This is a genomic window from Sphaerisporangium sp. NPDC088356 (assembly GCF_040685555.1).
GTDB lineage: Bacteria > Actinomycetota > Actinomycetes > Streptosporangiales > Streptosporangiaceae > Sphaerisporangium.
Genome location: NZ_JBFBIK010000031.1, coordinates 1 through 24,849, shown reverse-complemented (window position 1 = coordinate 24,849; position 24,849 = coordinate 1). Strand labels below are relative to the sequence as shown.

Genomic DNA, 24,849 nt, shown 5'->3' with positions numbered 1-24,849 from the left:
GTGCCGGGGTTCGTCATATCTTGAACAAGTAGACACCACTTGAATGGGAGTTGAGTACTTGATACGTTTTTGAACGCATGAAGGAGGGAGAAGCCCAATGAACGCCAGTGACGATCTGAGCGCCGACGCCGCGCTCGAGGAGATCGGCCGCGTAGGCGCGGCGTTCTTCACCTCCCTCGTCCCCGAGAGCCCCTCGGCCCGGTGGAGCGCGACGGGCCTCGCCGTGGCGGTCGCCGCGGCGACGCCCGTGCTGTACGCGGGCTGGCGCCTGCACACGTGGGAACGCGAGCGGTGACCGGGAACGGAGCCCACCCCCGGCACCACCTCGACCCGCTCATCCACACGCCCGTGCGACTGTCGATCATGGCGGCGCTGGCCGCCGCCGAGAACGTCGAGTTCCGGTTCCTGCGCGACACGATCGAGGTCAGCGACTCCCTGCTGTCCAAGCACATGCTGACCCTCGAAGAGGCCGGTTACGTCAAGGTCCAGAAGGCCTTCGTCAGCAAGAAGCCCGGCACGTGGCTCTCGCTCACCCCCAAGGGGCGCGAGGCCTTCCAGGAGTACGTCTCCGTACTCGAAAAGATCATGAAGGGATCCCCCCATGCTTGAGGTGGACGGGCTCAGGAAACGGTATGGCGACACGGTGGCCCTCGACGGCGTGAGCCTCACGGTGGGCCCCGGCGAGATGTTCGGCTTCGTCGGCGCCAACGGCGCGGGCAAGACGACGACGATGCGCATCGTGATGGGCGTGCTCGCCGCCGACGGCGGCGAGGTCCGGTGGAGGGGCAGACGGGCCGGCTTCGAGACCCGCCGCAGGTTCGGCTACATGCCGGAGGAGCGCGGGCTGTACGCCAAGATGCGCGTCGCTGAGCAGATCGAGTACTTCGGCATGCTCGGCGGCATGGGCGCGGAGGCCGCGCGGCGGTCGTCGGAGGCCCTGATCGAGCGGCTCGGGCTCACCGAGCGGCGCGGCGACAACGTGGACAGCCTGTCGCTGGGCAACCAGCAGCGCGTGCAGCTGGCCGTGGCGCTCATCCACGAGCCCGAGGTGCTGGTGCTCGACGAGCCGTTCTCCGGCCTCGACCCCATCGCGGTCGACGCCCTGGCCGCGGTGCTCGCCGAACGCACGGCCGCGGGGGTGCCGGTCGTGTTCTCCAGCCACCAGCTCGACCTGGTGGAACGGTTGTGCGACTCGGTCGGCATCATCAAGGCCGGCCGCATGATCGCCGGAGGCACCGTGTCGGAGCTGCGCGCACGGGAGTCGCGCAAGCGCCTGCGCGTCGTCGTGACCGGCGCCGAGTCCGGGTGGGCCGACCGGCTCCCTGGAGAGATCATCTCCAAGACCGACCGGCCGCCCCATGGGGACTTCGCCCAGGCGGAGGCCACCGGGCGTTACGACGAGGTGATCCTGACGCCGGCCGACGACCAGGAGGTGCTGCGCGTCGCCACGAGCGCCGGCAGGGTGCAGCACTTCGGATGGCAGGAGCCCTCGCTCGCCGAGATCTTCCGTGAGGTGGTCGCGTGAACGCCGTAGCTCTGGTCGCCCGGCGCGAGATCAGCGTGCGGAGCCGTACCAAGGGATACCGCTACGGCCTGCTGGTCACGGCGGTGCTGGTGGCCGTGCTGGCAGCCCTTCCGAAGCTGATGGGCGGCGGCACCGACTACACCGTGGGCCTGGTGGGCACGCAGACAGACCGGCTCCAGGCCGCGCTCACCGCGCAGGTCCAGCCAGGGGCCGACCTCACCATCAAGGTCACCCGCTACGCCGGCGAGGCGGCGGCGCGCAAGGCCGTCGCGGACGGCGACGTCGAGGCGGCGGTCGTGGAGAACGCGACGGTGATCTCCAAGACGGTGGTCGGCCGGGGTCTCTCGGTCATCCTCGACACCGCCCACCGCATGGTGGCGACCGAGGAGAACCTCACCGCCGCCGGCCTCGATCCCGCCAAGGTCGGGCAGGCGCAGCAGGTGCGGCCGATGAAGGAGGTCACGCTCAACGGCAGCGGCGAGGACGCCACGGTCCGGACCGTGATCGCGGTGACCATCGTCGTCATCCTGTTCATGCTGCTCATGCAGATCTGCACCTGGGTGGCCATGGGCGTGGTGGAGGAGAAGGGCAGCAGGATCGTCGAGATCCTCCTCACCGCGGTACGGCCGTGGCAGCTCCTGGCGGGCAAGGTCATCGGCCTCGGCGTGCTCGGGCTCTCGCAGATCCTGGTGATCGCCGCGGTGGGTCTCGTGGCGGCCCAGGTCACCGGCGCGGTGCCGGAGCTGCCCGACGGCACGTACGGCGTGGTGGCGGGGGCCATCGTGTGGTTCCTGCTCGGCTACGCCTTCTACGCGGCGATGTACGCGGCGATCGCCTCGCTGGTGTCCCGGCAGGAGGAGCTCAGCGGCGTGCTGACGCCCGCCACGATGCTGCTGATGGTGAGCTACCTGATCGGGTTCCTCGCGGTCCAGTCCCCGGACGGGACGCTGACGCACGTGCTCTCGATCGTCCCGCCGTTCTCCGGCATGGTCATGCCGGTGAGGGCGGCCGTCATCGAGGTGCCGCTCTGGGAGACGGGCCTGGCGATGGGTCTGATGCTCCTCGCGGCGGCGGTCATGCTGCTCGCCGGCGGCCGCATCTACCAGCGCGCGGTCCTGCGTACGGGCGCGCGGGTGCGGTGGCGGGAGGCGCTGAGCTCCGCCTCGTAGTCCGGCGAGACCGGCGTCGCGGCCGGGTGGTGAGCTGTCATCTGTGACGCGTGTGACGTGAGAAAATCGGGTCCTTGGGGGTCGGCCGACCTTGTCCCTCCACCAAGGGCCCTTCAAGTTGCGGACAACCCCCAATGTGCGGTGAGCTGATATGTCCGTACAAGGGGGATGGAATTGACCGGTTTCGATCAGCACTTGACGATCACGACGAGGCGGCTGATCATACGGCCCTTCGGCCCCCGCGACGCCGACCGGGTCCGTGCGATCATCGAGTCCGGGGCGCGTTTCCTCCCGCCCGGCGTGCCGGGGCACGTGTCCGGCGTGGCCCAGTGGCTGTCGTACGGCGTGCACGAGTTGTGGCGATCCGGGCAGGGCATCCACCTCGCGATGGTCGCCGAAGGGGCGATCGTCGGCGCCGTCAGCCTGTTCAAGACCGTATGGGGGGCCGCCACCGCCGAGATCGGGTACGGCGTCCACCCCGCGCACCGGGGCCGTGGCTACGCCCCCGAAGCCGTCAGCGGCCTGACCGAGTGGATGCTCACCAAGGGCGGCCTGCGACGCATCGAGCTGCGCGCCAACCTCGACAACGCCGCCTCCCTCCGGGTCGCAGAGAAGGCCGGTTTCACCCGCGAGGGCGTGCTGCGCGGCGCGGGCTTCGAGGACGACGGGCCGCACGACCTGGTGGTCTTCGGGCTGCTATCCCGCGACATCGTCATGGGGCCGCCCACGATGAACGGCCGCGGCTTCGGCACCGGCGTCCGGCTGGAGAGCGAGCGCCTCATCCTGCGCCCCTTCACCGGCACCGACGCGAGGGACGTCTTCGCCGCCGTCGACCGTGACCCCGAGATGAATCGCTGGATGCCCTGGGCCGAGGGGTACGACCTCCAGCGCGCCTACGACTGGTGCACCAGGTTCGCCCACGCCGACTCCGTGAACGGCGTGCAGTTCGCCATCGAGCCCAAGGCGGGAGGCCGCCTCGCCGGATCGGCCGGCGTGCAGCGGGCCGACTGGGAGCGCGGGGACGTCGAGGTCGGCTACTGGATCTCGCCGTGGGCGCGGCGCCAGGGTTTCGCCTGGGAGGCGACGCGCGCGGTCACCACCTTCCTCATGATGCGGGGCTTCCACCGCGTCACCCTGCTCGCCGCCGTGGGCAACGTCGCGAGCCAGGGCGTCGCGCGTAAGGCCGGGTTCGTCGAGGAGGGGGTGCTCCGGCGGGCCCTGCCCGTGTCCGGGGGGATCTCCGACGCCGTGCTGTTCAGTTTGCTCAAGGGCGAGACGGCCTGAGGTAAGGCCGGCGGCCACACGCCTCGCAGGGCGACCGGCCGGCCCAGATCATGATGAACGGTCGGTCTTGTCTTGACCAAATGCTCCGCAAAGCGATGTCCATGGATTGACAGATTCGGATATCCTCTCGGCCCGACCAACATATCCGCAGGTCAAAGTATCGGAGATCCACATGAAGCCGCCGCTCCTTCTCATAGGGCACGGCGCCCACGATGACACCGGTGCAGCAGAGTTCGGCCGTTTCGTCCACCGGCTGCGGTGCCGACTCGACCAGTTAGTGGCGGATGTGTCAGGTGGGTTCGTCGCCAAGGGACGCCCGTCGCTGAGCGATTCCGTCGCCTCGCTGGTCGCACGGGGCCACCACCGCCTGGTGGCGATTCCCCTCGCGCTCGGCGAAAGCGAGGACATCCCCGCCGCGATCGCGAGGGCGCGCGTGGTCCATCCGACCCTCACCTGCGACCACGGCCCGGCCCTCGGTGCCTCGCCGCAGGTGCTCGCGCTGATGGCCGAGCGCCTCGCCGACGCGCTCGCCGAGATGCCCCGCCTCGCGGCGGTCTCCATGACCGACGACCACGGCGACGCGCCGTGGGAGCCGGTGTCGCCCGCCGAGACCGCCGTCGTCCTGGTCGGCCACGGATCGGCCGACACCGGGGCCAACGCCGAGGTGCACCGGGTCTCGCGGCTGTTCTGGGAGACGCACGCCCCCGAGTTGCTGACCGTCGAGACGGCCTACGTCGCGGACGCCCCGCCGAGCGTCGCCCAGGGCATCGAGCGCTGCCGCCGCCTGGGCGCCAAGCGGGTCGTCGTGCTCCCTTACCTGCTGTTCGCCGGGGGAGTGCTCGAACGCATCTGGGCCGAGGCCCTCGCCTACGCCGCCGGGCACATCGACCTCGACGTGCGCTGCGCGGAGGTGATCGGCGACTGCGAGGGCCTCGCCGACCTGATCATCGAGCGGTACGAAGAGGTGCTGGAGGCGACCGACCTCTCCGCGCCCGGCCCCGGCTGTGCCGAGCCGGTCGCGGACGCCGAGGACGAGATCCTCGGCACCGCCGACCTGTGGCCGCTGGAGGACGCCGAGGAACGCGTCCTGGGCATTGCGGAGCCGCTGGTTTCAGGCCAGGCTGGGGACGAGCTTCTGGAGAAGGTGGGCGTGCAGTTGTCTCTGGACGGTGTCGAGCCCCTGGATGACGGCGTCACCCGCGTCGATTCCCTGGAGGAAGGCGGTCAGGATGTCATCCGCGTGGGCAAGCCCGCCGTGCGAATGCTCCCCCGCGACGAGGCCGCGATGGTCGACGGGCTGGTCTGACCGATGAGCGTGGAGATCCTCCGGCAGACCTTGGCGGCGATCCGGCCGGCCGACCGGCAGGCCATGGCCGACGCGCGGGCACACCAAGATCGGCTGACCAAGCCGCGTGGCGCGCTCGGCGTGCTGGAGGAGGTCGCGGTGCGGCTCGCCGGCGTCGCGGGTGCCTGCCCGCCGCCGCTTCCGACGCCCGCAGCGCTGGCCATCTTCGCCGCCGACCACGGCGTGCACGCCCAGGGGGTCAGCCCCTGGCCGCAGGAGGTCACCACCCAGATGGTGACTAACTTCCTCGCGGGCGGGGCCGTGGCCAACGCCTTCGCCGCGCAGGTCGGCACGTCGGTGACCGTGGTCGACGTCGGCGTCGCCTCCGGCCTGCCCGAGGCGCCGGGCCTGGTCTCCCGCAAGGTCGCGTTCGGCACGGCCGACCTGTCGCGTGGCCCGGCCATGACCCCCGCCCAGGCCGTGGCGGCGATCGAAGCCGGCATATCCGTGGCCCGCGACCTGATCGGAGCGGGGGCCGCCTGCCTGATCACCGGTGACATGGGCATCGCGAACACCACCGCGTCCGCCGCCCTCATCTGCGCCTTCACCGGCGCCGACGCGGCGGAGACCACCGGCAGGGGCACCGGCGCCGACACCGCGACCCTCAGCCGCAAGATCGAGATCGTCCGCCGCGGCCTTGAGGTCAACGGCATCTCCACCCTCCCACCCGGCCGTGCCGCCTCGCCGTCCGAGACGGTGGACGGCGCCGGTCCCTCCGGTCATGGTTCGCCGTCCGAGACGGTGGACGGCGCGGGTGCCTCCGGTCATGGTTCGGCGTCCGAGACGGTGGACGGCGCGGGTCCGGCCGGGCAGGGTCCGGCGTTCGGCATGGCGGATGCCGCTGAGCGGGTCGCGCACGGGTCGGCCGCCGTGGATGACGCTCTGCGCAGGCTGGCGGCGGTGGGCGGGCTGGAGCACGCCGCGATCGCCGGGTTCGTCCTCGGCGCCGCCGCGGCGGGCGTGCCGGTCATCCTCGACGGGGTCATCGCCGGATCGGCCGCGCTGGCCGCCGCCGCGCTGGCACCCGACGCCGTCGACTACTGCGTGGCGGGGCACCGCTCGGCCGAGCCCGGGCACGCCATCGCACTCGACCACCTCGGCCTCCGTCCCCTGGTCGATCTGGAGCTCCGGCTCGGCGAGGGCACGGGGGCACTGCTCGCGTATCCGCTGGTGAGCGCGGCCGTACGGGTCATGCACGACGTGGCCACCTTCGACTCCGCGGGCGTCACCGACAAGGACGCCCAAGCCGGCCTCGACGCCGTTTAGCGCCCGTCCCTGCGGCGAGAGAGTCGTCCGGGGAGCATCGAACACCTCGAACGCGGTGCTCCCGGACATCGAGCCTGAAACCAGGCCGTGTAGTGCGATGACCTCGTACGCGTTCCATTTTGTGTGAATGCGGTTAAATGGTGACATTCTGCTACAGAGCATGATTGGACCCTGATGCGCTACGGCCCGATGTTCGGACCCGACATCACCTTCCTCGGTGTGGAACGCTGCGACCTGAGCGATCCGGACACCTTCGCGGGAGCGGACGTCGTGATCGTCGGAGCGCCCTTCGACGGGGGCACCAGCAACCGGCCCGGCGCGCGCTTCGGCCCGATGGCTCTGCGGCAGGCCTGCTACCTGCCCCACGACGGTTCCCGGCCGAGCATGGCCCTGCGCGTGGACGCCCTGCGGGATCTCAAGGTCCTGGACGCCGGTGACGTGGAGTGCTACTCGGGCGACATCGAAGGCTCGATCAGGAACATCGAGGAGGCCGTCTACACGATCTCCGCGTCCGGGGCGATCCCGCTCGTCCTCGGCGGGGACCACACCGTCGCGCTGCCCGACGCCCGCGGCGTAGCCCGCCACCACGGGTTCGGACGGGTGTCCATGATCCACTTCGACGCCCACGCCGACACCGGCGACATCGAGTTCGGCCACCTGTACGGGCACGGCCAGCCGATGCGGCGGCTCATCGAGTCGGAGGCGATCCGCGGGGACAGGTTCCTGCAGATCGGCCTGCGTGGCTACTGGCCGGGTCCGAAGATCCTCGGCTGGATGGCCCAGCAGAACATGCGCTCGTACGAGATGACCGAGATCGTCGAGCGCGGTCTCACCGAATGCCTGACAGAGGCGTTCGCCATCGCCACCGACGAGTGCGACGGCGTGTTCCTCTCCGTGGACATCGACGTGTGCGACCCCGCCCACGCGCCCGGCACGGGCACCCCCGAGCCCGGTGGCCTGTCCGCGCGGGAGCTTCTGGACTCGGTCCGGCGCATCTGTTACGAGCTGCCGGTGGTCGGCCTGGAAGTGGTCGAGGTCGCCCCGCCGTACGACCACGCGGAGATCACCGCCTACCTCGGGAACCGCGTGATCCTCGAGGCACTGTCGGCGATCGCGCGCAAGCGCGAGGTGGAGGCGGGGGGCGAGCCCTGGGATCCCCGCAAGCCCCTTCTGGAAGGAAGGCTGACTGCGCCTCCAACGGCGGAGGGCCTGTAGGTTTACCTCACGGACAACGGGTTTTGCCTCTTCCCGGGAAAGGGAACACCGTCCCATGTCGTCGCCCTACCTGCTCGGTCTTCGGCTCAACGGCAGGCGCGTGCTCGTCGTCGGCGGCGGCCGTGTCGCCCAGCGCAGGGTCCCCACCCTGCTGGACGCGGGTGCGTCGGTCACCCTCGTTTCCCCGAGCGTGACCCCGGCTCTTGACGATCTCATCGCCGACGGCCTGATCACGTGGGAACGCCGGTCCTACCAGGTCGGTGACTGCGACGGTTCATGGCTGGTCCAGGCGTGCACCGACAGCCGATCCGTCAACGCGGCCATCGCCGCCGAGGCCGAGGCCAAACGCATCTGGTGCGTACGCGCCGACGACCGCGACGCCTCCGCCGCCTGGACTCCCGCCAGCGGGCGGGTCGACGAGATCAGCGTGGCCGTCACCGCGGGTGGCGACCCGCGCCGCGCGGCCGGCATCCGCGACGCCGTGGTGGGCGCCCTGCGCGACGGCACGGTCGACGCCCGCCGTAACCGCACCAAGCCGGTCGGCGTCGCGCTGGTCGGCGGCGGCCCGGGTGACCCCGGCCTGATCACCGTGCGCGGGCGCCAGCTCCTGGCCCAGGCCGACGTGGTCGTGGCCGACCGCCTCGCGCCCCGCGCCCTGCTGGACGAGCTCGCGCCCGACGTCGAGCTGATCGACGCCGCCAAGATCCCTTACGGCCGTTACCTCGCGCAGGAGAAGATCAACGAGCTGCTGATCGAGCACGCCAGGCAGGGCAAGTTCGTCGTGCGGCTCAAGGGCGGCGACCCCTTCGTCTTCGGCCGGGGCGGCGAGGAGATGCTCGCGTGCGCGCGGGCCGGCATCCCCGTCGTGGTGGTGCCCGGGGTCACCAGCGCGGTCGCCGTGCCCGCCGCCGCCGGGGTGCCGGTGACCCACCGCGGAGTGAGCCAGGAGTTCCACGTCATCTCCGTTCACGTGGCGCCGGATGATCCGAAATCAACTGTTGACTGGGCGGGACTGGCGAGATCACCGGGAACCCTGGTACTTCTGATGGCTGTTGAACGAATAGCCATGATCGCTGACACGCTCATACGAGACGGACGTTCGCCGGAAACCCCCGTGATGGTGGTACAGGACGGTACTCTTCCGACCCAGCGAGCTCTTTATGCCAGCCTCTCCACGGTGGCGGAGCGCGTGATCGCCGCTGGGACGCGGCCGCCGGCGATCGTGGTCGTCGGTGACGTCGTCAGGGTCGGCCAGGAGATCGAGATGGTTCGAGCGGAGCGGGTTCCGTGAAGTCGACTGCGAAGAAGACGGAGTGCGCCGATGAGCACACCGAGCAGTCGGGTGACGCGGTGATCGAGGGGAAGGACAGCGTCCCCGAGACCCCGGAGGAGCAGACGATGTCGTTCCAGGCGATCAACGCCGGCGACGACGACCTCCGCCATGCCGGCGATCCTGCGACAGGCCACACCGACACCGCGGCCGACGACGACGCGACGAGTTCCGGCGACGCGACAGGTGGTGACGGCGCCACGAATAGCGGAGCGGCTGGGTTCGACGTGTTCGCCCCGGTCAAGGCTCAGGCCGCCGAGGTGGCGACCGGCGACACCGGTACGACTGACGCCGCCCCTGACCGGCCCGGGTTCAATGCTTTCGCTCCGATCAAGGCTCAGACCACTGAGGTCGCGACCGGTGACGCAGGCGCGTACGGCGCGGCGTCACCCGAGACCGAAGCTCATCAGCACTCGTCCACAACCGAGGAAGCGGCCGACGTCTCTTCCGACGCGGGAAACGCCTCCTCCACACGCGAGGACATCTGGGCCGCAACCGAGGCCGTCTCCACCGAGGCCGCCTCTACCAAGGCCGAGGACTTCCCGCCCACACAGGACGTCTCCACCGAGACACAGGACGTCTCATCAGCGCAGGACACCCCCTCTGCCAAGGAGAACCTCGTTTCCTCGCCGCCAGAGGATGTTCCTACCAAGACACGGGACGTCTGGTCCACGCCGGAGACCGTTTCCGCCGACCCACCGGACGTCTTACCCGTGCAGGAGGACGTCTCCGCTGCCCCGGAGGACGTCTCCGCCGGTCCTGAGGACGTCTCGGTGGACCCGGAGGACGTATCCGCCGGTCCTGAGGACGTCTCGCCGGTTCCGCAGGACGTCCCCGTGGACCGTGAGGACGTCCTACCGGAGCCCGAAGGCGTTTCGTTCGATCCGTTCAAGGAGACGCAGCCCCAGAGTGCCAATGGTGAGCCGCAGTCGAGCCCCGGTGACCCGGGGTCGCGGGGTGGGTGGGAGCCGGCAGGGTCCGAGCAGGCGGCCGACGCGGACGGATCCAGCGATTCCCTCGATTCCGATGACGGTGAAGAGGGCGAAGAGGGCTTCCAGACGTCGGAGCACGTACGAGAGGTTCCGCTGCCCAAGCCCGTCTCGCGGCAGCTGACGGCCGCGCTCTCGGGCCTGAAGGACAGCGTCACCGGGCTGCGGCTCGGCCTCGACGTGCCCGGGGTCGAGGAGGCGCGCAAGGCCCAGGTCGAGATCCTCGCCCAGATCGAGGACTACGTGATCCCGCGCGTGCACATGAGCACCGCGCCGGCTCTGATCGCCGTCGTCGGTTCCACGGGGGCGGGCAAGTCGACCCTGGTCAACACCCTCGCCGCCGCGAAGGTCAGCGCCACGGGAGTGCGCCGGCCCACCACAGGCACCCCCGTACTGGCCTGCCACCCCGACGACCGCGACTGGTTCGCCAAGGGCGACGTGCTCGGCGGCATGATCCGTGTCGACCGGCCGACTCCCGACGGGTCCCTCGACACCCTCGTCCTCGCCTCGACCGAGCGGCTTCCCCAGGGTGTGGCCCTGCTCGACACTCCGGACATCGACTCGGTGGTGGAGACCCACCATGAGGTCGCCCACCGCATGCTCGACGCCGCCGACCTGTGGGTCTTCGTCACCACCGCGACACGCTACGCCGACGCGCCCGCGTGGAACCTGCTACGCCTGGCCAAAGAACGCGGCGCCCGCCTGGCCATCGTGCTCTCGCGCGTGCCGGTGAGGTCCCGCGAGGTGATCGACAAACACTTCTCCCGGATGCTCCAGGAGTACGGCCTCGGCGACGTCGAGCGGTTCGTCATCAACGAGTCGACGGTGACCGCGGGGCGCCTTCCCGAGGAGGAGGTCGCCGAGCTGCGCATGTGGCTGACGGAGTTGTCGGTCGACGACCAGCGCCGCTCGCAGGCGGTCCAGGTGACCCTCGACGGCGTCCTGAACAGCTTCCGCAGCCGCGTCCCCGCGCTGGCACGGCACCTGGAGGCCCAGGTCGCCTTCCGGGCAGAGCTCCGTACCGACGTGGACGCCGCTTATATGGGCGCGCTGGCGGAGATCGACGAGGCGACGACCGACGGATCGCTGCTGCGCGGTGAGGTCCTCGCCCGCTGGCAGGACTTCGCGGGCTCCGGCGACCTGATGAAGACCCTCCACCTGCGCCGTCCCGGCCGGATGGGCACCAAGACCAGCCAGCAGGCCCCCGCGCGGCTGCGCGCGTTCAAAACCGCGCTCCGCTCCGGGCTCGAATCCGTGATCGTCTCCGCGGGTCAGCGGGCCGCCGAGGAGGTCGTCGTCCGGTGGCGTCAGCGCGACGGCGTCGGCGACCGCCTTGCCGCCGCTCCCGGCCTCGGGTGTCCGTCGGACGAGTTCGTGCGCCGGGTGGGCCGTACGATCGGGGCCTGGCAGGAGCATGTCGTGGCGCTGATCCACTCGGGCGGCGTGGCCAAGCGATCGGTCGCCAAGCTGGTCGCCTTCGACGAGGAGTCGCTCTCGCTGGTCTTCATGATCGGCCTGCTCGGCTACGGAAGCTCCGACGTCGCCGCGTCCTCCGGCACCGGCACCCTGCCCGAGCGCCTGCTGCGAGGGGTGCTCGGCGCCGAGTCGCTGCGCGCCATCGGCACCAGGGCCCGCAGCGACCTGCGAGCCCGCATCAGCGTGCTCTTCGACGAGGAGACGCTGCGATACGTCCAGGTGCTCGACGAGGCGGGGATCCCCGACGAGGCCGCCGCCAAGCGGCTTTACCAGGCAACGTACAACCTTGAGGTCGCCCGATGAGTGTCAGCGGCGTTCGTGCCGGGACGATGGATACGCGCAGCGACTTGGGCCACCGGCTCTCGGCCCTCGCGAGGATCGTGGAGCTCGGCCCCGGCAGGGTCGATCCCGCGTTGATCGCCGAGGCCGGGCAGCTGCTGCTCCGCGCGGGCGACCGTCTCAAGCTCTCCGGCGACCACACCGTGGTCGCCCTCGCCGGCGGCACGGGCAGCGGCAAGTCCTCACTGTTCAACCGCATCTCCGGGCTGGAGCTGTCTCCGACGGGCGTGCGCCGGCCGACGACCGCGCGTACCCACGCGTGCGTGTGGGGTCTGGACGGCGCCGGGCCGCTCCTCGACTGGCTCCAGATCCAGTGGCGGCACCGCTTCGCCCGCGCCAGCGCCCTGGACAGGGGAGAGAGCCAGCTCCACGGCCTGATCCTGCTCGACCTGCCCGACCACGACTCCATCAGGGCCATCACCGACCACGAGGCCGACCGCCTGATCCAGGTGGTCGACCTGATCGTGTGGGTGCTCGACCCTCAGAAGTACGCCGACGCGGCCACGCACAGCAAGTACGTCGCCGAACTGGCCGGGCACGAGGCGATCACCGTGTTCGCGCTCAACCAGGCCGACCGGCTCGCTCCCGAGGAGCTGGCCGAGTGCGTGGTCGACCTGTCCGACCTGCTGAAGCGGGAAGGCGTGCAGCACCCGCGCATCGTCCCCACGTCGGCGACCACGGGCAGGGGCGTGAACAGCCTCAAGAGCGTGCTCGCCGAGTCCGTCTCCAACCGGCGGGCCGCCGTGCAGCGCTTGGAGGCCGATCTCGACCGCATCATGGGCAAGCTCACCAAGGTCATGCCCGCGCCCGAGTCCATGGCCGTGCAGCCCACCGTCGACCTCGCCAGGCAGGAGGGGCTGACCGACTCCCTGTGCGACGCGGTCGGCGTGCCGGCCGTGGGGGAGGCGATGGAGAACGTCTACGGCGTGCGCTCCATCGACTGGGTGGGCTGGCCGTACGCCCGCTGGGCCTCACGGCTGCGGCCCGACCCCATGAACAGCCTTCGCCTCGGCAACATACGTGACGAGGTCAAGGCCGTGACCGCGGCCTCGGTCAGCGCCCAGCCCGCCGAGGTGGAGAACGCCGTGCAGGCGCTGGCCGACGGTCTGAGCTCCGGCATGCCCGAGGCCTGGCGGAACGGTGTCCGCGACGCCGCGCGCTCCCAGCTGAACAGGGTGCCGCAGGTCCTTTCCGGAGAGCTGACCGAGATCGCCCCGCGACTCGACCGGGTGCCCGGTTGGTGGTGGCTGCTGAAGATCTGGCAGTACTTCCTGGTCGTGCTGTTCGCCGCCGGGGTCGGCTGGGCCGGGGCGATCCTGTTGTACGGGGTCTTCAAGGTCGGCCGCGAGCCTACCGGCCTGATGGGTGACGTCTCGGCGCTGCCGTGGCTGGGGCTGATGATGGTCAGCGTGCTCGGGCTGGGCCTGCTGTCGGCCATCGCCAGCCGCAACTTCGTAGTGCTGGGCGCCGGCCAGGAGCGTGACCATCTCGAACGGGAGATGCGCCGGCGCATCTCGGCGGTCTCCAAGGACATGGTCATCAAGCCTGTGGAGCAGGAGCTCAGGCGCTACAACGACTTCTTCGCCGCTCTGACCGCAGGCCGCCGCTAACCCACGCCCCCGCAACCCCCGGCCTCGGCCGTGGGTTGTCCACAGGTGGGTCGTGGTGTGTGGCGGGTAGTCCACAGAACGCCGTTCGGCGGTCGTGGTGGGCGGCGGGCCGGACAAGCTGGCTCCCATGTCGGCGGAGACCGTCCGCCGGCCCGCCATGGGAGGCACGATGAACGACATCTACATCACGCTGAACGGCAACGTCGCCGCCGACCCCCGGCAGTACCACTTCGATGACGGCACCCGTGTCACATCGCTGCGGCTCGCCTCGACGCGACGCGTGTTCGACAAGGCGTCCCAGTCGTGGCACGACGGCGAGACCACCTTCTACGCCGTCCGGTGCTACCGGGTGCTGGCCGAAAACGTGGCCCAGTCGATCAAGATCGGGCAGCCGATCGTCGTCCACGGCAAGCTGCGCATCCGTTCGTACGAGCGTGACGGCGAGCGGCGGTTCCTCGCCGAGGTCGAGGCCACATCGGTCGGCCACGATCTGAGGCGTGGCGTGAGCCGCTTCGAGAAGGCCCAGCGCAGAGCCTCGACACCCGCCTTCGACGACGTGGCGCGGGAGCGGCTCGCCTCCAGCACCCGAGATTGGGAGCTCGTGGGCCCGATGAGTGAGCTCGTGGGCTCGATCAGTGAGGGCGTGGGCTCGATCAGTGGCGCCGACGGCCCGGTCGGCGGGTCCTCAGGGTTCGCCCTCGCCGGTTCTGCCGCATCCAGCTCCACCGGAGACCAGTTCCCGGGAGCGGGTCTGGCCCTCGCCGAGTCGGACGAGTCCGAGCTCTCGCTCAGTGGATCAGCTGGAGACGGTGATTCCCTGCTCTCTCACGCGGAAGGCGGGGGCGACACGGCAGAAGATCCGACTGGCGCGGAGTCGTGGCCCGATGGCGAGACCGCCGGGCGTCTGGCCGCCTGAGCCCTCTCATCCCGCGCGACATGTCAGCCGCGCGCATCCAGGAGGACGTAGCGGCCGCGCGCATCGAGCGGAATGTGGCGGCCGCGCGCATCCAGGGGGACGTGTCGGCCGCGCCATCCAGTGGGAACGTGTCGGCCGTGCCCCACGCCCGAAGCGCGGCCGACGCACCCACCTCAACGGTCCTGCCTTGTGCCGGGTTGGGTGGTGGACCCGCCTCGACGGTCCTGCCCTCGGCCCGGTTGAGGGGCGCACCCAGCTCAACGGATCATGCCTGTGCCGGGTGGCCGGCGCGCCGACTTCAGGGGCTCGACCTGCGCAGGGTCGTCGGGGTGCCGGCTTCCTCGGGGCTTGACCCCCCGTCGGGTGGTCGGCGTGCCGGCTTCGTGGGGTTCGACCCACAGCGGGGTGGAAGGGGCTCGGGCTGGGTGGCTGGTGGCCTCGTGGGAGGGCTCGGGCCGCCGGGTTGGGCGGTGGCCTTCTCGGAGGGCTCCACCCTGCGGTGATCCGGGTTGTGTCGAGCCAGGCGCGGCCGTCTTGGGCTGGGGTGTTCGTGCGCGTGATCAGGTCCAGATGATGCCTCGCACCATGGCTGCTCCTTTCCCGCAGGGGGGCCGCTCAACAGACAGCGGTCACTTCATGGCCAACGGACCGAGACGGCCGCAGTGCACAACGTAGCGGTTCCCATCGCGAGCCGCACACTCCGCGACTATTGTGTTACACATCGTGAGACGTAGAGTCGAGACAGCGAACCAGTCCCGATGGAAGCGCTCGTTGGGGGATGTGATGACGGCGTCCGGTGAAATCTCGGTCGATCCACGCGGCGGCATGCTTTCGCTAGCCGACCGATGGCCGCTGCTGGCACAGCCCACCGCCCTGGTCGTCTATCTGTGCGCCACCGTGGGGCTCGCCCTGTCCGCGGCGGGGTTCCTCGCCGCGCACACCGAGTTCCGCTGGTCAGAGCTCATGACATTCGTGGCGCTGATGGCCTGTGGAGCGGTCTGCATCGAGGCGACCCGTCGACTCGGCATGCCGGCCGGTGTGTCCCGCGACCTGCTGTCCGCGTGGTGGCTCCCGGTCGCTCTACTGCTTCCGCCGGTCTATGCCCTGCTGGCGCCCCTGCCCCTGCAGTTCCTGCTGCAGATCCGGGTCCGGGCGACCGTGGTCTACCGCCGGGTGTTCAGCGCGGCGGCGATCGGGCTCGCGGCCGGTGTCGCCTCGGTGATCTTCCACTCCCTCGTGCGTGATCCGACGGGGCGGTCATTCGGGTCGGGCGGCCCGATGGCGCTGGCAGTGGGATGCGCGGTGCTGTTCACCGTGCTCAACACCGCCTTGATCGCCGTGGCGCTTCACATGGCCGATCCCGACACCCGCTGGCACGACGTCCTGTGGGACCGCGAGCGGGTTCTCCTCGACGTCGTCGAGCTGTGCCTCGGAGTGCTGGTGGCCATGGCCTGTGGGCTGAGCCCCGTCCTGCTGGCGCTGACGCTTCCTCCGGTGGTGCTCTTGCAACGCAGCCTGCTTCACGCCCAGCTCAAGGCCGCCGCCCGCACCGACGCCAAGACCGGGTTGCTCAACGCCACCGCCTGGCAGCGGGAGGCCGACACCGAGATCGTCCGGGCCCGTCGCACGGGCGACACCCTCGCCCTCCTGATCGTCGACATCGACCACTTCAAGCGGGTCAACGACACCTACGGCCACCTGGTCGGCGACCAGGTCCTCGCGGGCGTCGCCACGGCCCTTCGCAGCCAGCTCCGCGACTACGACGTCGTGGGCAGGTTCGGCGGCGAGGAGTTCGTGGTGCTGCTGCCGCGCGCCGACGTCACCGAGGCTCGCAGGGTCGCCGAGCGGCTGCGGTCCCGCGTCGGCCGAATGGCCATTCCCGTGGACGACGCGATGATCACGGTGACGATCTCCGCCGGAGTGGCGATCATGAGCGTTCACGGCGATGACCTGATCGAGTTGCTCGCCGCGGCCGACCTGGCTCTTTACCGGGCCAAGGAGCTCGGCCGCGACCGCATCTGCCTTCCGGTCGCCCCGGCGCACGGGCCCCCCGCGCGAGCGGACAACTCCGACGGCGCTATCCCCTAGTCTTAGGAGCATGCCCGAGTACATCTATACGATGCAGCGCGTGCGCAAGGCGCATGGCGACAAGGTCGTCCTCGACGACGTCACGCTGCATTTCCTGCCCGGAGCCAAGATTGGTGTGCTGGGCCCCAATGGCACTGGTAAGTCAACGCTTCTCAAGATGATGGCCGGCCTGGAGCAGCCGTCCAATGGTGACGCGCGGCTCATGCCCGGCTTCACGGTCGGCATGCTGCAGCAGGAGCCCCCGCTCAACGAGTCCAAGACCGTGCTCGGCAACGTCCAGGAGGGCGTCGCCGAGACCCTCGCCATGCGCGCCCGGTTCGAAGAGATCGCCGAGCTCATGGCGACCGACTACAGCGACGAGCTGCTCGCCGAGATGGGCAAGCTGCAGGACGCGCTCGACCACCGCAACGGGTGGGATGTCGACAGCCAGCTAGAGCAGGCGATGGACGCCCTCCGCTGCCCCCCGCCGGATGCCGACGTGACCACGCTGTCGGGTGGTGAGCGCCGCCGGGTGGCGCTGTGCAAACTCCTGCTGGAGCAGCCCGACCTGCTGCTGCTCGACGAGCCCACCAACCACCTCGACGCTGAGAGCGTCCAGTGGCTGGAGCAGCATCTGGAGAAGTATCCCGGCACCGTCCTCGCCGTCACACACGACCGCTACTTCCTCGACCGGGTGGCGACGTGGATCCTCGAGCTCGACCGCGGCCGCTGCTACCCCTACGAGGGCAACTACTCCACCTACCTGGAGCAGAAGGCGGCCCGTCTCAAGGTCGAGGGCCAGAAGGACGCCAAGCGCAAGAAGCGCCTGGAGGAGGAGCTCGAGTGGGTGCGCTCCAACGCCCGGGCCCGCCAGACCAAGAGCCGGGCGCGTCTCCAGCGCTACGAGGAGATGGCCGCCGAGGCCGACAAGTTCCGCAAGCTCGACTTCGAGGAGATCCAGATCCCGCCGGGGCCCCGTCTCGGCACCACGGTAATCCGGTCCACGGGCCTCGCCAAGGGGTTCGGCGACCGGCTGCTCATGGAGGATCTCTCCTTCGACCTGCCCCGTAACGGCATCGTCGGCATCATCGGTCCGAACGGTGTGGGCAAGACCACCCTGTTCCGCATGATCATGAGTGCCGAGACGCCCGACACGGGTGACATCACGATCGGCGAGACCGTCAAGATCTCGTACGTAGACCAGGGCCGGGGCAACATCGACCCGGCGAAGAACGTCTGGCAGGTCGTCTCCGACGGGCTCGACCACATCAAGGTCGGCCATGTCGAGATGCCGTCCCGGGCCTACATCGCGGCCTTCGGCTTCAAGGGACCCGACCAGCAGAAGCCCGCGGGCGTCCTGTCAGGTGGAGAGCGCAACCGCCTTAACCTCGCTCTCACGCTCAAGCAGGGCGGCAACGTCCTCCTGCTCGACGAGCCCACCAACGACCTCGACACCGAGACGCTGTCCAGCCTGGAGAACGCCCTGCTGGAGTTCCCGGGCTGTGCGGTGATCACCTCGCACGACCGGTGGTTCCTCGACCGCATCGCGACCCACATCCTCGCGTGGGAGGGCGGCTCGAACTGGTTCTGGTTCGAGGGCAACTTCGCCGACTACGAGAAGAACAAGGTCGAGCGGCTGGGCGCCGACGCGGCACGTCCGCACCGCGTGACCTACCGCAAGCTCACGCGCGACTGATCGAGAACACCGGCGGGGCGGGCACGGTCACCGTGCTCGCCCCATCCGTTCGCCCCGCCCCTAGACGGCCCGCAGCCAGACGGCCATGTCGGGGGCCAGGGACGCCTCGTCCGGCTCACCGCTGGAGATCAGGATTCCGCCGTGCGGCGGCAGCGGTACGGGCTCCTGGCCGCAGTTGATCACGCAGACCAGTTCGCCGCGTGAGAAGGCCAGCACGTCGCCGGGAGCGTCGAGCCAGCTGACGGAGCCGGGCAGGGACGCCCGCAGCGACCGGCGCAGCGCCAGCGCCCGGCGGTAGAACGACAGCGTGGAGCGGGGGTCGCCGGCCTGGTGCTCGGCGGTCAGCGCGGCCCACGCCGCGGGCTGGGGCAACCAGGGACGCGTGCCCTCCGGGGAGAACCCGTACGGCTCGGCGGTGCCGGACCAGGGGATGGGCACCCGGCACCCGTCACGCCCCGGAAGCTCACCCTTGGAGCGCTTGAAGATCGGGTCCTGCCGCGCCTCCGGGGGAAGATCCTTCACCTCGGGGAGGCCCAGTTCCTCTCCTTGGTAGAGATATGCCGACCCGGGCAGCGCGAGCATCGTCAGCAGGGCGGCGCGACCGCGCGCGAGCCCGGCCTCCGGATCCAGGGACCCTTCGCCGTAACGGGTGACGTGGCGGACCACGTCATGGTTCGAGAGCACCCACGTCGGCGCCGTGACGGCGGCCAGCGTGTCTTCGATGATCTTACGGAAGGCCGTGGCCGACCACGGAGCCTCCAGCCAGGCGAAGTTGAAGCTCTGGTGCAGCTCGTCGGGCCGTACGTACAGGGCGAGGTCCTCGGGTGTGTCCGTCCACACCTCTCCCACCGCGGCGCGGTCCCCGGGGTAGGAGTCGAGGACCTTCCGCCACTCGCGGTAGACCTCGTGTACCTCCGGCTGGCTCCAGATCGGCGACCGGGACATGAACCCCTCACCCGAGGGGGGAACGTCGGCGAGCTCGGCGTCCTTGTACAGGCCCATCGCGACGTCGATGCGGAAGCCGTCGACACCCCGGTCGAGCCAGAACCGCAGGACGTCGAGGAACTCCTCGTGGACCTCCGGGTTGCGCCAGTTGAAGTCCGGCTGCTCGGGCGCGAACAGATGGAGGTACCACTGGCCGTCGGGCAGGCGGCTCCACGCGGGCCCGCTGAACACAGAGGTCCAATTGTTGGGCGGCGCCTCGCCGTCCCGGAAGATGTAATGGTCACGCTCGGGACTGCCCGGCGGCGAGGCGAGGGCCGCCTGGAACCACGGATGGGCCGAGGAGCTGTGGTTGGGAACGATGTCGACGATCAGCCGCAGGCCGTGGGAGTGGGCGTCGGCGACCAGCGCGTCGAAGTCGGCGAGCGTGCCGAACAGCGGTTCGACGCCGCGGTAGTCGGCGACGTCGTACCCGCCGTCGGCCATGGGGGAGGGTTGGAAGGGGGTCAGCCAGACCGCGTCCACGCCCAGCTCCGCCAGGTAGGGCAGGCGGGAACGGATCCCCTCCAGGTCGCCGACCCCGTCTCCCGAGGCGTCGGCGAAGCTTCGAACGTAGATTTCGTAAACGACGGCGTCTCGCCACCAAGGGGAGCTATTCACATGTCCTTGGCTGCCCCCTGATCGGGGGACTTATGCGTTGACCATGCTTTGGGCCGCGTACAGCAGGTAGGTCCAGAGCTTGGTCTCCAGCTCCTCGGGCAGCTCCAGGGAGTCGACGGCGTCACGCATGTGCTTCAGCCACGCGTCGCGCTCGGCCTCGCCGATGACGAACGGCGCGTGCCGCATGCGCAGCCGGGGGTGGCCACGCTGCTGGCCGTAGGTGTTCGGGCCACCCCAGTACTGGATGAGGAACATGCGCAGCCGTTCCTCGGCCCCGTGGAGATCCTCCTCGGGGTAGAGCGGGCGCAGCAGGGGATCTTCCACGACGCCTTGGTAGAAGCGGTGCACGAGGCGCTCGAAGGCCTCGGAGCCGCCCACGGCGTCGTAGAAGGACAGGGATTCCGGAGGAGTAGCGGACACGTTCCCAGCCTACTCAGACCCCGGCGAGGGCGACGCCTGCGTGGTCCAGCGCGGACTTGACCCGCAGGCGCAGCTCCCTGGCCACCTCGGCCTGGTGCGCGGGGACGGTCTTCACGGTGATCCTGAAGATCATCGCCTTGTCGGAGATCTGCTCAAGGCCGTACACCTGGGGCTCCTCGACCATCGCGACATCCCGGAAGTCGGGGTCTTCCCAGATTTCCTCGGCGACCTTCTTGAGCAGGTCGCGGATGCCGGAGATGTCGGCGTTGTAGGCCACCGGGACGTCCACCAGCGCCCGGGACCAGCCCTGCGACTCGTTGCCGATGCGGGTGATGGTGCCGTTGCGGACGTACCAGACACGGCCGTCGGCGTCCCGCAGGCGGGTGATGCGCAGGGTGACGGCCTCGACGGTGCCGACGGCCGCTCCCGTGTCGATCAGGTCGCCCACGCCGTACTGGTCCTCCATCAGCATGAACATGCCGGCGATGAAGTCCTTGACGAGCTCCTGGGCGCCGAAGCCCACGGCCACGCCGAGGATGCCGACGCTGGTCAGGACGGGGGCGAGGTCCATGCCGAAGCGGCCGAGGATCATCAGCGCGGCGGTACCGAAGATCACCACGGAGAGGAGGCTGCTGAGCACGGAGCCCAGGGTCTCGGCCCGCTGGCGGCGGCGCTCGCTGAGCACGGCCGAGGTGCCGTCGAAGATCGTGACGGTCTTGACGCGGAGGCGCTCCGGCATCACCCCGTCGGCGGCCCTCCGGATCACGCGGCCGATCAGCCGGTGCAGGATCGCGCGCACGATGAGGGCGGCCACCACGATGAGGACCAGGCTGATCACCCAGGCCACCGGCGACGCCCAGCCCGCGGGGAGCACGTTCGAGAGTGCCACGCAGAGCACGTCGTCTTTGCCGCCGCCGCCTCCGCACGTGGCCATCACGGCGTCCGCGGCTTGGCCCGCGATATCGGACAGACCGGTGGGGGTCGGCGCGGGCGAGGGATCTAGAACGGACAGGAACACTCAGTGATCCCCTTCGGATCGGGTCGGTCGGCGAACACAATTATCGGTACTTGACCTAGACGGAACGGTACTTGACCCAACTGAGTTCGCCGACCGGCCCGGCCGCCGTCACGTTACGCCGGGGAAGACGGGAGTGCCCGGGTCCGGGGCCGCGGAGGGCGGACCCGGACACCCCGGTGACGGGCGGCCCGGGACGGGACACGCACCCGGAAGCGTGTCCCGCACCGTTTCCGATCGGGGAGGTCCCCGATCACCACCGAACCCCGGACGAGATCCGGGGCCGGTGGCCGTTCTTGCGGAGCCGGCGGGGTGCCCAGCGTCCAGGCGGTCGTGTCTCCACGAGGCCTGAGCGCTCCGCACCGGTCACCCCGCCGGCTCCGGAGAGCCGCGGTGGACACAGGTGGACGCGGTGACTGCGCTGCACCGTGTCCGCCTGTGACTTACTGGCTCACCGCGGCCAGCACTCGGGCGACCTTGGTCGCCGCTCCCGCCGGATCGTCGACCTGGTGCATGCGCTCGCCCCATGACCACCAGTAGTAGGCGGGGGTCGCTTGCGGCCGGCACGTGACGTTCTCGGCGAGGCTGGTGGCGTTCGGGTTGATCACGCGGACGAACACCCGTCCTGACTGTGTGTGCACCACCCGGGCGAGCAGCCCCCGAGCGTCGAGCTCGTCGACCAGTCGTTCCAGGTGTTGGAAGCCGTCGTCCACTTCGAGCCTTCCTCTAGTCCGATTCGGCGGCGATGATGCCGGTGAATCGGGGCTGGTTGGCCAAATCTGACTCACCTCGGCCGACCAGGTCAACGAACCTTAGGGGCCTGCCGGGTAAGCGGATATTTCAAGTGGGTTGAAAGAACACCCCCGGCGGGGGACGATTCTATGCCAGCAGCTTCAATACTCCATTCACGTCTCGTCTTAGCTGGTCCATCATTCTCAATAGACGCAGCGTAGCGCGAACGCGATGCCGCGTCGGCGCAGGTGGGACCGGTCGGATACCTGACCAGGACGAGCCGCTGGCCGCGAGAGAGGGGCCGGTATGTCCGGCAGACAGCACAAGGAAACGGAGTTAGCTCGGCGAACCCGGGCGCGTGGCCTGGCGGTCGGGCGTAGTACTCCCCGAATCGCCGAAGAGATTTTTGAAGAGTGCACACCCCATTTCGGGACAACTCGAATCAAATCTCACCGTCTCGCCCATGGCATCGCTCTTGCCGATGTCATCGAACAGGTGCGCGCCTTGTTCGAGCGTGACGGCAAACCGGCGCCCGGCATCGGGGAAACGCTTTTGAGCGCTTACGAGAGCGGGCTGAAGCGCCCCGGTCCCGAGTACCTCCACTACCTCTGTTCCGTCTACCGGGTCGAACCGCCCGCTCTCGGCTACGACGGCCCGTGCATCTGTGGTCATGGCCACAGGATGCCGGGCGTCGTGCGGGGCGGCCTGCAAGAGGTCAAACCGGACAATTCCCCCGAATCGCGCGAGCTGTGGATCAAGCCGCCCAGCGACCCCTCTGTGGACGGGGGTGAGGAGGAGGAGAACGTGTTACGAAGGACGCTGCTGCAACTGATCGCGGGCAACACCGTGCTGATGAACGAGTCGGTGCTCGGTGCCGCCGATGGCATCCGCAGGCGCATGGACGAAACCCTGGTGTCGACCACGGTCTCGCCGGCCATGCTCGATCACTGGGAAGAGGCGGCGGCCTCTTTCGGCCGGCAGTACATGAACACGCCGCCGCTGCGGCAACTGTGCGACGTGCTCCTGGAGTTCAGCACGGTCCGCCAGGCGATGGAGCGCCACCAGCCGATGGATCTCCAGGAGCGTCTCTGCGCGCTCGCCGCCCGGCTCTCCGGCCTGGCCGGCATCATCATGATCGATCTCGGAGACCAGCGGATGGCCCGCTCGTTCTTCCGCACCTCCCGCACGGCCGCCGACGAGACCGGCGACCGCGCGCTGCGCGCCTGGGTCACGGCCCGCGAGGCCCTCGTGCCCCTTTTCTACGGCGACCCCCGCGAGGCCCTGAGCCTCGCCAAGAAGAGCCGCGACATGGCCGGGCAGACGCCGTGCGCGGCCAAGGCCATGGCCCCGGTCGTGGAGGCCCGCGCGCTGTCCATGCTCGCCAACTCCGGAGGCAAGAAGGACGTCGTCGATCAGGCCAAGAGGGCGCTGTCACGGGCGCGGGCCGCGTTCGCCCAGATGACCCCCGCCCAGCAGGAGGACACGGTCTTCGGCTACACCGAGCGCCAGCTCTACTTCCACCAGGGCGACGCGCTCACCCGGCTCGGTCAGACCATAGAGGCCGACCTGATCCTCGAACAGGCGCTGGAGAAGTACGAAGGCGACCTGCTCGACCAGACGCTCATCCGGTTCGACCAGGCGCAGTGCAGGCTGCTGGAGGGAGACGGCGATGAGGCGCTGCGGATGGGCCAGGAGGCCGTGAGGCAGGTAGGCGGGGACTTCCGCACGGACATCATCACGCGCCGCGCCGACGCTCTCGTCCAGGCGATCAGAGCGAAATGCGGTGACATCCCAGGTCTGCGGGAGTTCACGGAGATGCTAGCCACGCCGGCCCCCTCGGCACCGGCGCCGGAGGGCGATGCATGACGCTTCTGCTCAGGCGGTATCGCTGGTCGGATCGGGAAGGCGTCTGGGAGCTGCACCGCACATGCCTCGCACAGGTCGGTATCACCGAGGGTGACGAGGTCTACTACGAGGATGACATCCCGCGCATCAACCAGATCTACATCGCCGATCGGGGGGAGTTCCTGGTCGGCGAGGTCGATGGCTCCGAAATCGTGGCCATGGGGGGGTTGCGGCGCGTCGACGATGAGACGGCCGAGATGTGCCGCTTGCGGGTCCATCCGGACTACCAGCGGCGCGGGTTCGGCACCGTGGTGATCGACGCCCTCGAGGCGGCCGCGACCAGGCTGGGGTACCGCAGGCTCCGCGGTGACACGACCCTGGCTCAGGGCGCCGCTCTTGAGCTCTACCGCAAGTACGGCTGGCGCGAAGTCCGCAGGGAGGACAGAGGGGGGCTTGTCGTTGTTTACGGCGAGAAGCAGCTAGTCGACCAACCGTCGTCGCAACTGCTTCGTTAGATCAAATGCATCTCTGGTATGCGGAGCAATCAGCGTTCAATGCTTGCGGATTATCGATTTGTCCGAATAATTAGGTCTTTGTAGCTGAAGACCTGAGGAGGCAAAGCGATGAAGAAGATCATCGTCCGCAAGCCCGGCATGGTGCACCTGACCGGTACCGCCAGTGCCATCCACAAGGGGTGATCGTCCGCCCCGACCACCTCTGGGTTTATGGAGGACGTTCGGAGGACCGCCGGAACGTCCTCGCCGGGCTGGGCCTTGCCTCCTGGCCGGCTCCCGTCTTCGACGCGCACCGTCGTCTCCGGGGGCCGTACACCTTTGGGGGAGCCCTTCTGTGCGCTCTGGTTCCCCCGGCGTTGGAGCGCTTTCCTGAGGTGGTCGCGGAGCACGACATCGAGATCAGAGCGGCGGGGGGGGGCGGAAGGCGATCGCGGGGCGCCCCCCCCCCCCCCCCCCCCCCCCCCCCCCCCCCAGGGCGCGGCGCGCCCCGGCC

At 69.7% G+C, this 24,849-nt stretch carries 20 protein-coding genes; 16 read left to right on the top strand and 4 right to left on the bottom strand.

The features are described from left to right. Window positions 1-97: 97 nt before the first annotated feature. The 14 genes from AB0O34_RS14430 (at window position 98) to ettA (ending at window position 18,227) form a co-directional block, all read left to right on the top strand. Window positions 98-295: a hypothetical protein gene (locus tag AB0O34_RS14430; protein WP_363915809.1), complete on the top strand. Its 198-nt coding sequence runs from the start codon at window positions 98-100 to the stop codon at window positions 293-295. Further along, complete coding sequence (locus tag AB0O34_RS14425; RefSeq protein ID WP_363915808.1) at window positions 292-609, top strand: transcriptional regulator; 318 nt, start codon at window positions 292-294, stop codon at window positions 607-609. Before AB0O34_RS14430 ends, AB0O34_RS14425 begins: the two co-directional genes overlap by 4 nt. Beyond that, on the top strand, window positions 602-1,525 hold the full coding sequence (locus tag AB0O34_RS14420) for an ATP-binding cassette domain-containing protein (protein WP_363915807.1): 924 nt from the start codon (window positions 602-604) through the stop codon (window positions 1,523-1,525). The genes AB0O34_RS14425 and AB0O34_RS14420 overlap by 8 nt, the downstream gene beginning before the upstream one ends. Continuing rightward, window positions 1,522-2,694, top strand: coding sequence for an ABC transporter permease (locus tag AB0O34_RS14415; RefSeq protein WP_363915806.1), 1,173 nt, complete (start codon window positions 1,522-1,524; stop codon window positions 2,692-2,694). The genes AB0O34_RS14420 and AB0O34_RS14415 overlap by 4 nt, the downstream gene beginning before the upstream one ends. Window positions 2,695-2,868: 174 nt before the next feature. Next, the gene (locus AB0O34_RS14410; protein WP_363915805.1) at window positions 2,869-3,978 is read left to right on the top strand and encodes a GNAT family N-acetyltransferase; all 1,110 of its coding nucleotides are present in this window, start codon (window positions 2,869-2,871) and stop codon (window positions 3,976-3,978) included. A 172-nt stretch (window positions 3,979-4,150) separates the two neighbouring features. Continuing rightward, window positions 4,151-5,284 carry a sirohydrochlorin chelatase gene (locus AB0O34_RS14405; RefSeq protein WP_363915804.1) on the top strand — a complete coding sequence of 378 codons (1,134 nt, stop codon included), beginning with the start codon at window positions 4,151-4,153 and terminating at the stop codon, window positions 5,282-5,284. Window positions 5,285-5,287: 3 nt separating this feature from the next. Next, window positions 5,288-6,589, top strand: coding sequence for a nicotinate-nucleotide--dimethylbenzimidazole phosphoribosyltransferase (locus AB0O34_RS14400; RefSeq protein ID WP_363915803.1), 1,302 nt, complete (start codon window positions 5,288-5,290; stop codon window positions 6,587-6,589). Between the two features lie 174 nt (window positions 6,590-6,763). Next, complete coding sequence (speB, locus tag AB0O34_RS14395) at window positions 6,764-7,804, top strand: agmatinase (protein ID WP_363915802.1); 1,041 nt, start codon at window positions 6,764-6,766, stop codon at window positions 7,802-7,804. A gap of 55 nt (window positions 7,805-7,859) precedes the next feature. After that, the gene (gene cobA / locus AB0O34_RS14390; protein ID WP_363915801.1) at window positions 7,860-9,095 is read left to right on the top strand and encodes a uroporphyrinogen-III C-methyltransferase; all 1,236 of its coding nucleotides are present in this window, start codon (window positions 7,860-7,862) and stop codon (window positions 9,093-9,095) included. Beyond that, window positions 9,092-11,902 carry a GTPase gene (locus AB0O34_RS14385; RefSeq protein WP_363915800.1) on the top strand — a complete coding sequence of 937 codons (2,811 nt, stop codon included), beginning with the start codon at window positions 9,092-9,094 and terminating at the stop codon, window positions 11,900-11,902. Before cobA ends, AB0O34_RS14385 begins: the two co-directional genes overlap by 4 nt. Beyond that, window positions 11,899-13,548, top strand: a complete 1,650-nt coding sequence (locus AB0O34_RS14380) for a GTPase (protein ID WP_363915799.1) — start codon at window positions 11,899-11,901, stop codon at window positions 13,546-13,548. The genes AB0O34_RS14385 and AB0O34_RS14380 overlap by 4 nt, the downstream gene beginning before the upstream one ends. A 127-nt stretch (window positions 13,549-13,675) precedes the next feature. After that, window positions 13,676-14,464: a single-stranded DNA-binding protein gene (gene ssb, locus AB0O34_RS14375; protein WP_363915798.1), complete on the top strand. Its 789-nt coding sequence runs from the start codon at window positions 13,676-13,678 to the stop codon at window positions 14,462-14,464. An 825-nt stretch (window positions 14,465-15,289) separates the two neighbouring features. After that, on the top strand, window positions 15,290-16,552 hold the full coding sequence (locus tag AB0O34_RS14370) for a GGDEF domain-containing protein (protein WP_363915797.1): 1,263 nt from the start codon (window positions 15,290-15,292) through the stop codon (window positions 16,550-16,552). Between the two features lie 10 nt (window positions 16,553-16,562). After that, the gene (gene ettA / locus AB0O34_RS14365; protein ID WP_363915796.1) at window positions 16,563-18,227 is read left to right on the top strand and encodes an energy-dependent translational throttle protein EttA; all 1,665 of its coding nucleotides are present in this window, start codon (window positions 16,563-16,565) and stop codon (window positions 18,225-18,227) included. 60 nt (window positions 18,228-18,287) lie between these two features. Here the strand turns inward: ettA and AB0O34_RS14360 are convergent, their stop codons facing one another. From AB0O34_RS14360 to AB0O34_RS14345, 4 genes are all read right to left on the bottom strand, one after another. After that, window positions 18,288-19,829, bottom strand: a complete 1,542-nt coding sequence (locus tag AB0O34_RS14360; protein WP_363915795.1) for a glycoside hydrolase family 13 protein — start codon at window positions 19,827-19,829, stop codon at window positions 18,288-18,290. 30 nt (window positions 19,830-19,859) lie between these two features. Next, window positions 19,860-20,249: a globin gene (locus AB0O34_RS14355; RefSeq protein ID WP_363915794.1), complete on the bottom strand. Its 390-nt coding sequence runs from the start codon at window positions 20,247-20,249 to the stop codon at window positions 19,860-19,862. A gap of 13 nt (window positions 20,250-20,262) precedes the next feature. Beyond that, a complete protein-coding gene (locus AB0O34_RS14350; protein WP_363915793.1) occupies window positions 20,263-21,267 on the bottom strand; it encodes a mechanosensitive ion channel family protein in 1,005 nt (334 codons plus the stop codon). Window positions 21,268-21,707: 440 nt separating this feature from the next. After that, the gene (locus AB0O34_RS14345) at window positions 21,708-21,977 is read right to left on the bottom strand and encodes a hypothetical protein (protein ID WP_363915792.1); all 270 of its coding nucleotides are present in this window, start codon (window positions 21,975-21,977) and stop codon (window positions 21,708-21,710) included. 514 nt (window positions 21,978-22,491) lie between these two features. On the opposite strand from AB0O34_RS14345, the gene AB0O34_RS14340 reads away from it, so the two are divergent. Together AB0O34_RS14340 and AB0O34_RS14335 are read left to right on the top strand one after the other, a co-directional pair. Continuing rightward, window positions 22,492-23,862 carry an XRE family transcriptional regulator gene (locus AB0O34_RS14340; protein WP_363915791.1) on the top strand — a complete coding sequence of 457 codons (1,371 nt, stop codon included), beginning with the start codon at window positions 22,492-22,494 and terminating at the stop codon, window positions 23,860-23,862. Further along, a complete protein-coding gene (locus AB0O34_RS14335; protein WP_363915790.1) occupies window positions 23,859-24,356 on the top strand; it encodes a GNAT family N-acetyltransferase in 498 nt (165 codons plus the stop codon). Before AB0O34_RS14340 ends, AB0O34_RS14335 begins: the two co-directional genes overlap by 4 nt. Window positions 24,357-24,849: the final 493 nt, after the last annotated feature.

Excerpts from the sequence above, each read along its gene's own strand:
- ssb (WP_363915798.1), top strand. The coding sequence starts at position 13,676 with ATGTCGGCGGAGACCGTCCGCCGGCCCGCCATGGGAGGCACGATGAAC.
- AB0O34_RS14400 (WP_363915803.1), top strand. The coding sequence starts at position 5,288 with ATGAGCGTGGAGATCCTCCGGCAGACCTTGGCGGCGATCCGGCCGGCC.
- AB0O34_RS14370 (WP_363915797.1), top strand. The coding sequence starts at position 15,290 with ATGCTTTCGCTAGCCGACCGATGGCCGCTGCTGGCACAGCCCACCGCC.
- speB (WP_363915802.1), top strand. The coding sequence starts at position 6,764 with ATGCGCTACGGCCCGATGTTCGGACCCGACATCACCTTCCTCGGTGTG.
- ettA (WP_363915796.1), top strand. The coding sequence starts at position 16,563 with ATGCCCGAGTACATCTATACGATGCAGCGCGTGCGCAAGGCGCATGGC.
- cobA (WP_363915801.1), top strand. The coding sequence starts at position 7,860 with ATGTCGTCGCCCTACCTGCTCGGTCTTCGGCTCAACGGCAGGCGCGTG.
- AB0O34_RS14405 (WP_363915804.1), top strand. The coding sequence starts at position 4,151 with ATGAAGCCGCCGCTCCTTCTCATAGGGCACGGCGCCCACGATGACACC.
- AB0O34_RS14430 (WP_363915809.1), top strand. The coding sequence starts at position 98 with ATGAACGCCAGTGACGATCTGAGCGCCGACGCCGCGCTCGAGGAGATC.
- AB0O34_RS14420 (WP_363915807.1), top strand. The coding sequence starts at position 602 with ATGCTTGAGGTGGACGGGCTCAGGAAACGGTATGGCGACACGGTGGCC.
- AB0O34_RS14335 (WP_363915790.1), top strand. The coding sequence starts at position 23,859 with ATGACGCTTCTGCTCAGGCGGTATCGCTGGTCGGATCGGGAAGGCGTC.
- AB0O34_RS14380 (WP_363915799.1), top strand. The coding sequence starts at position 11,899 with ATGAGTGTCAGCGGCGTTCGTGCCGGGACGATGGATACGCGCAGCGAC.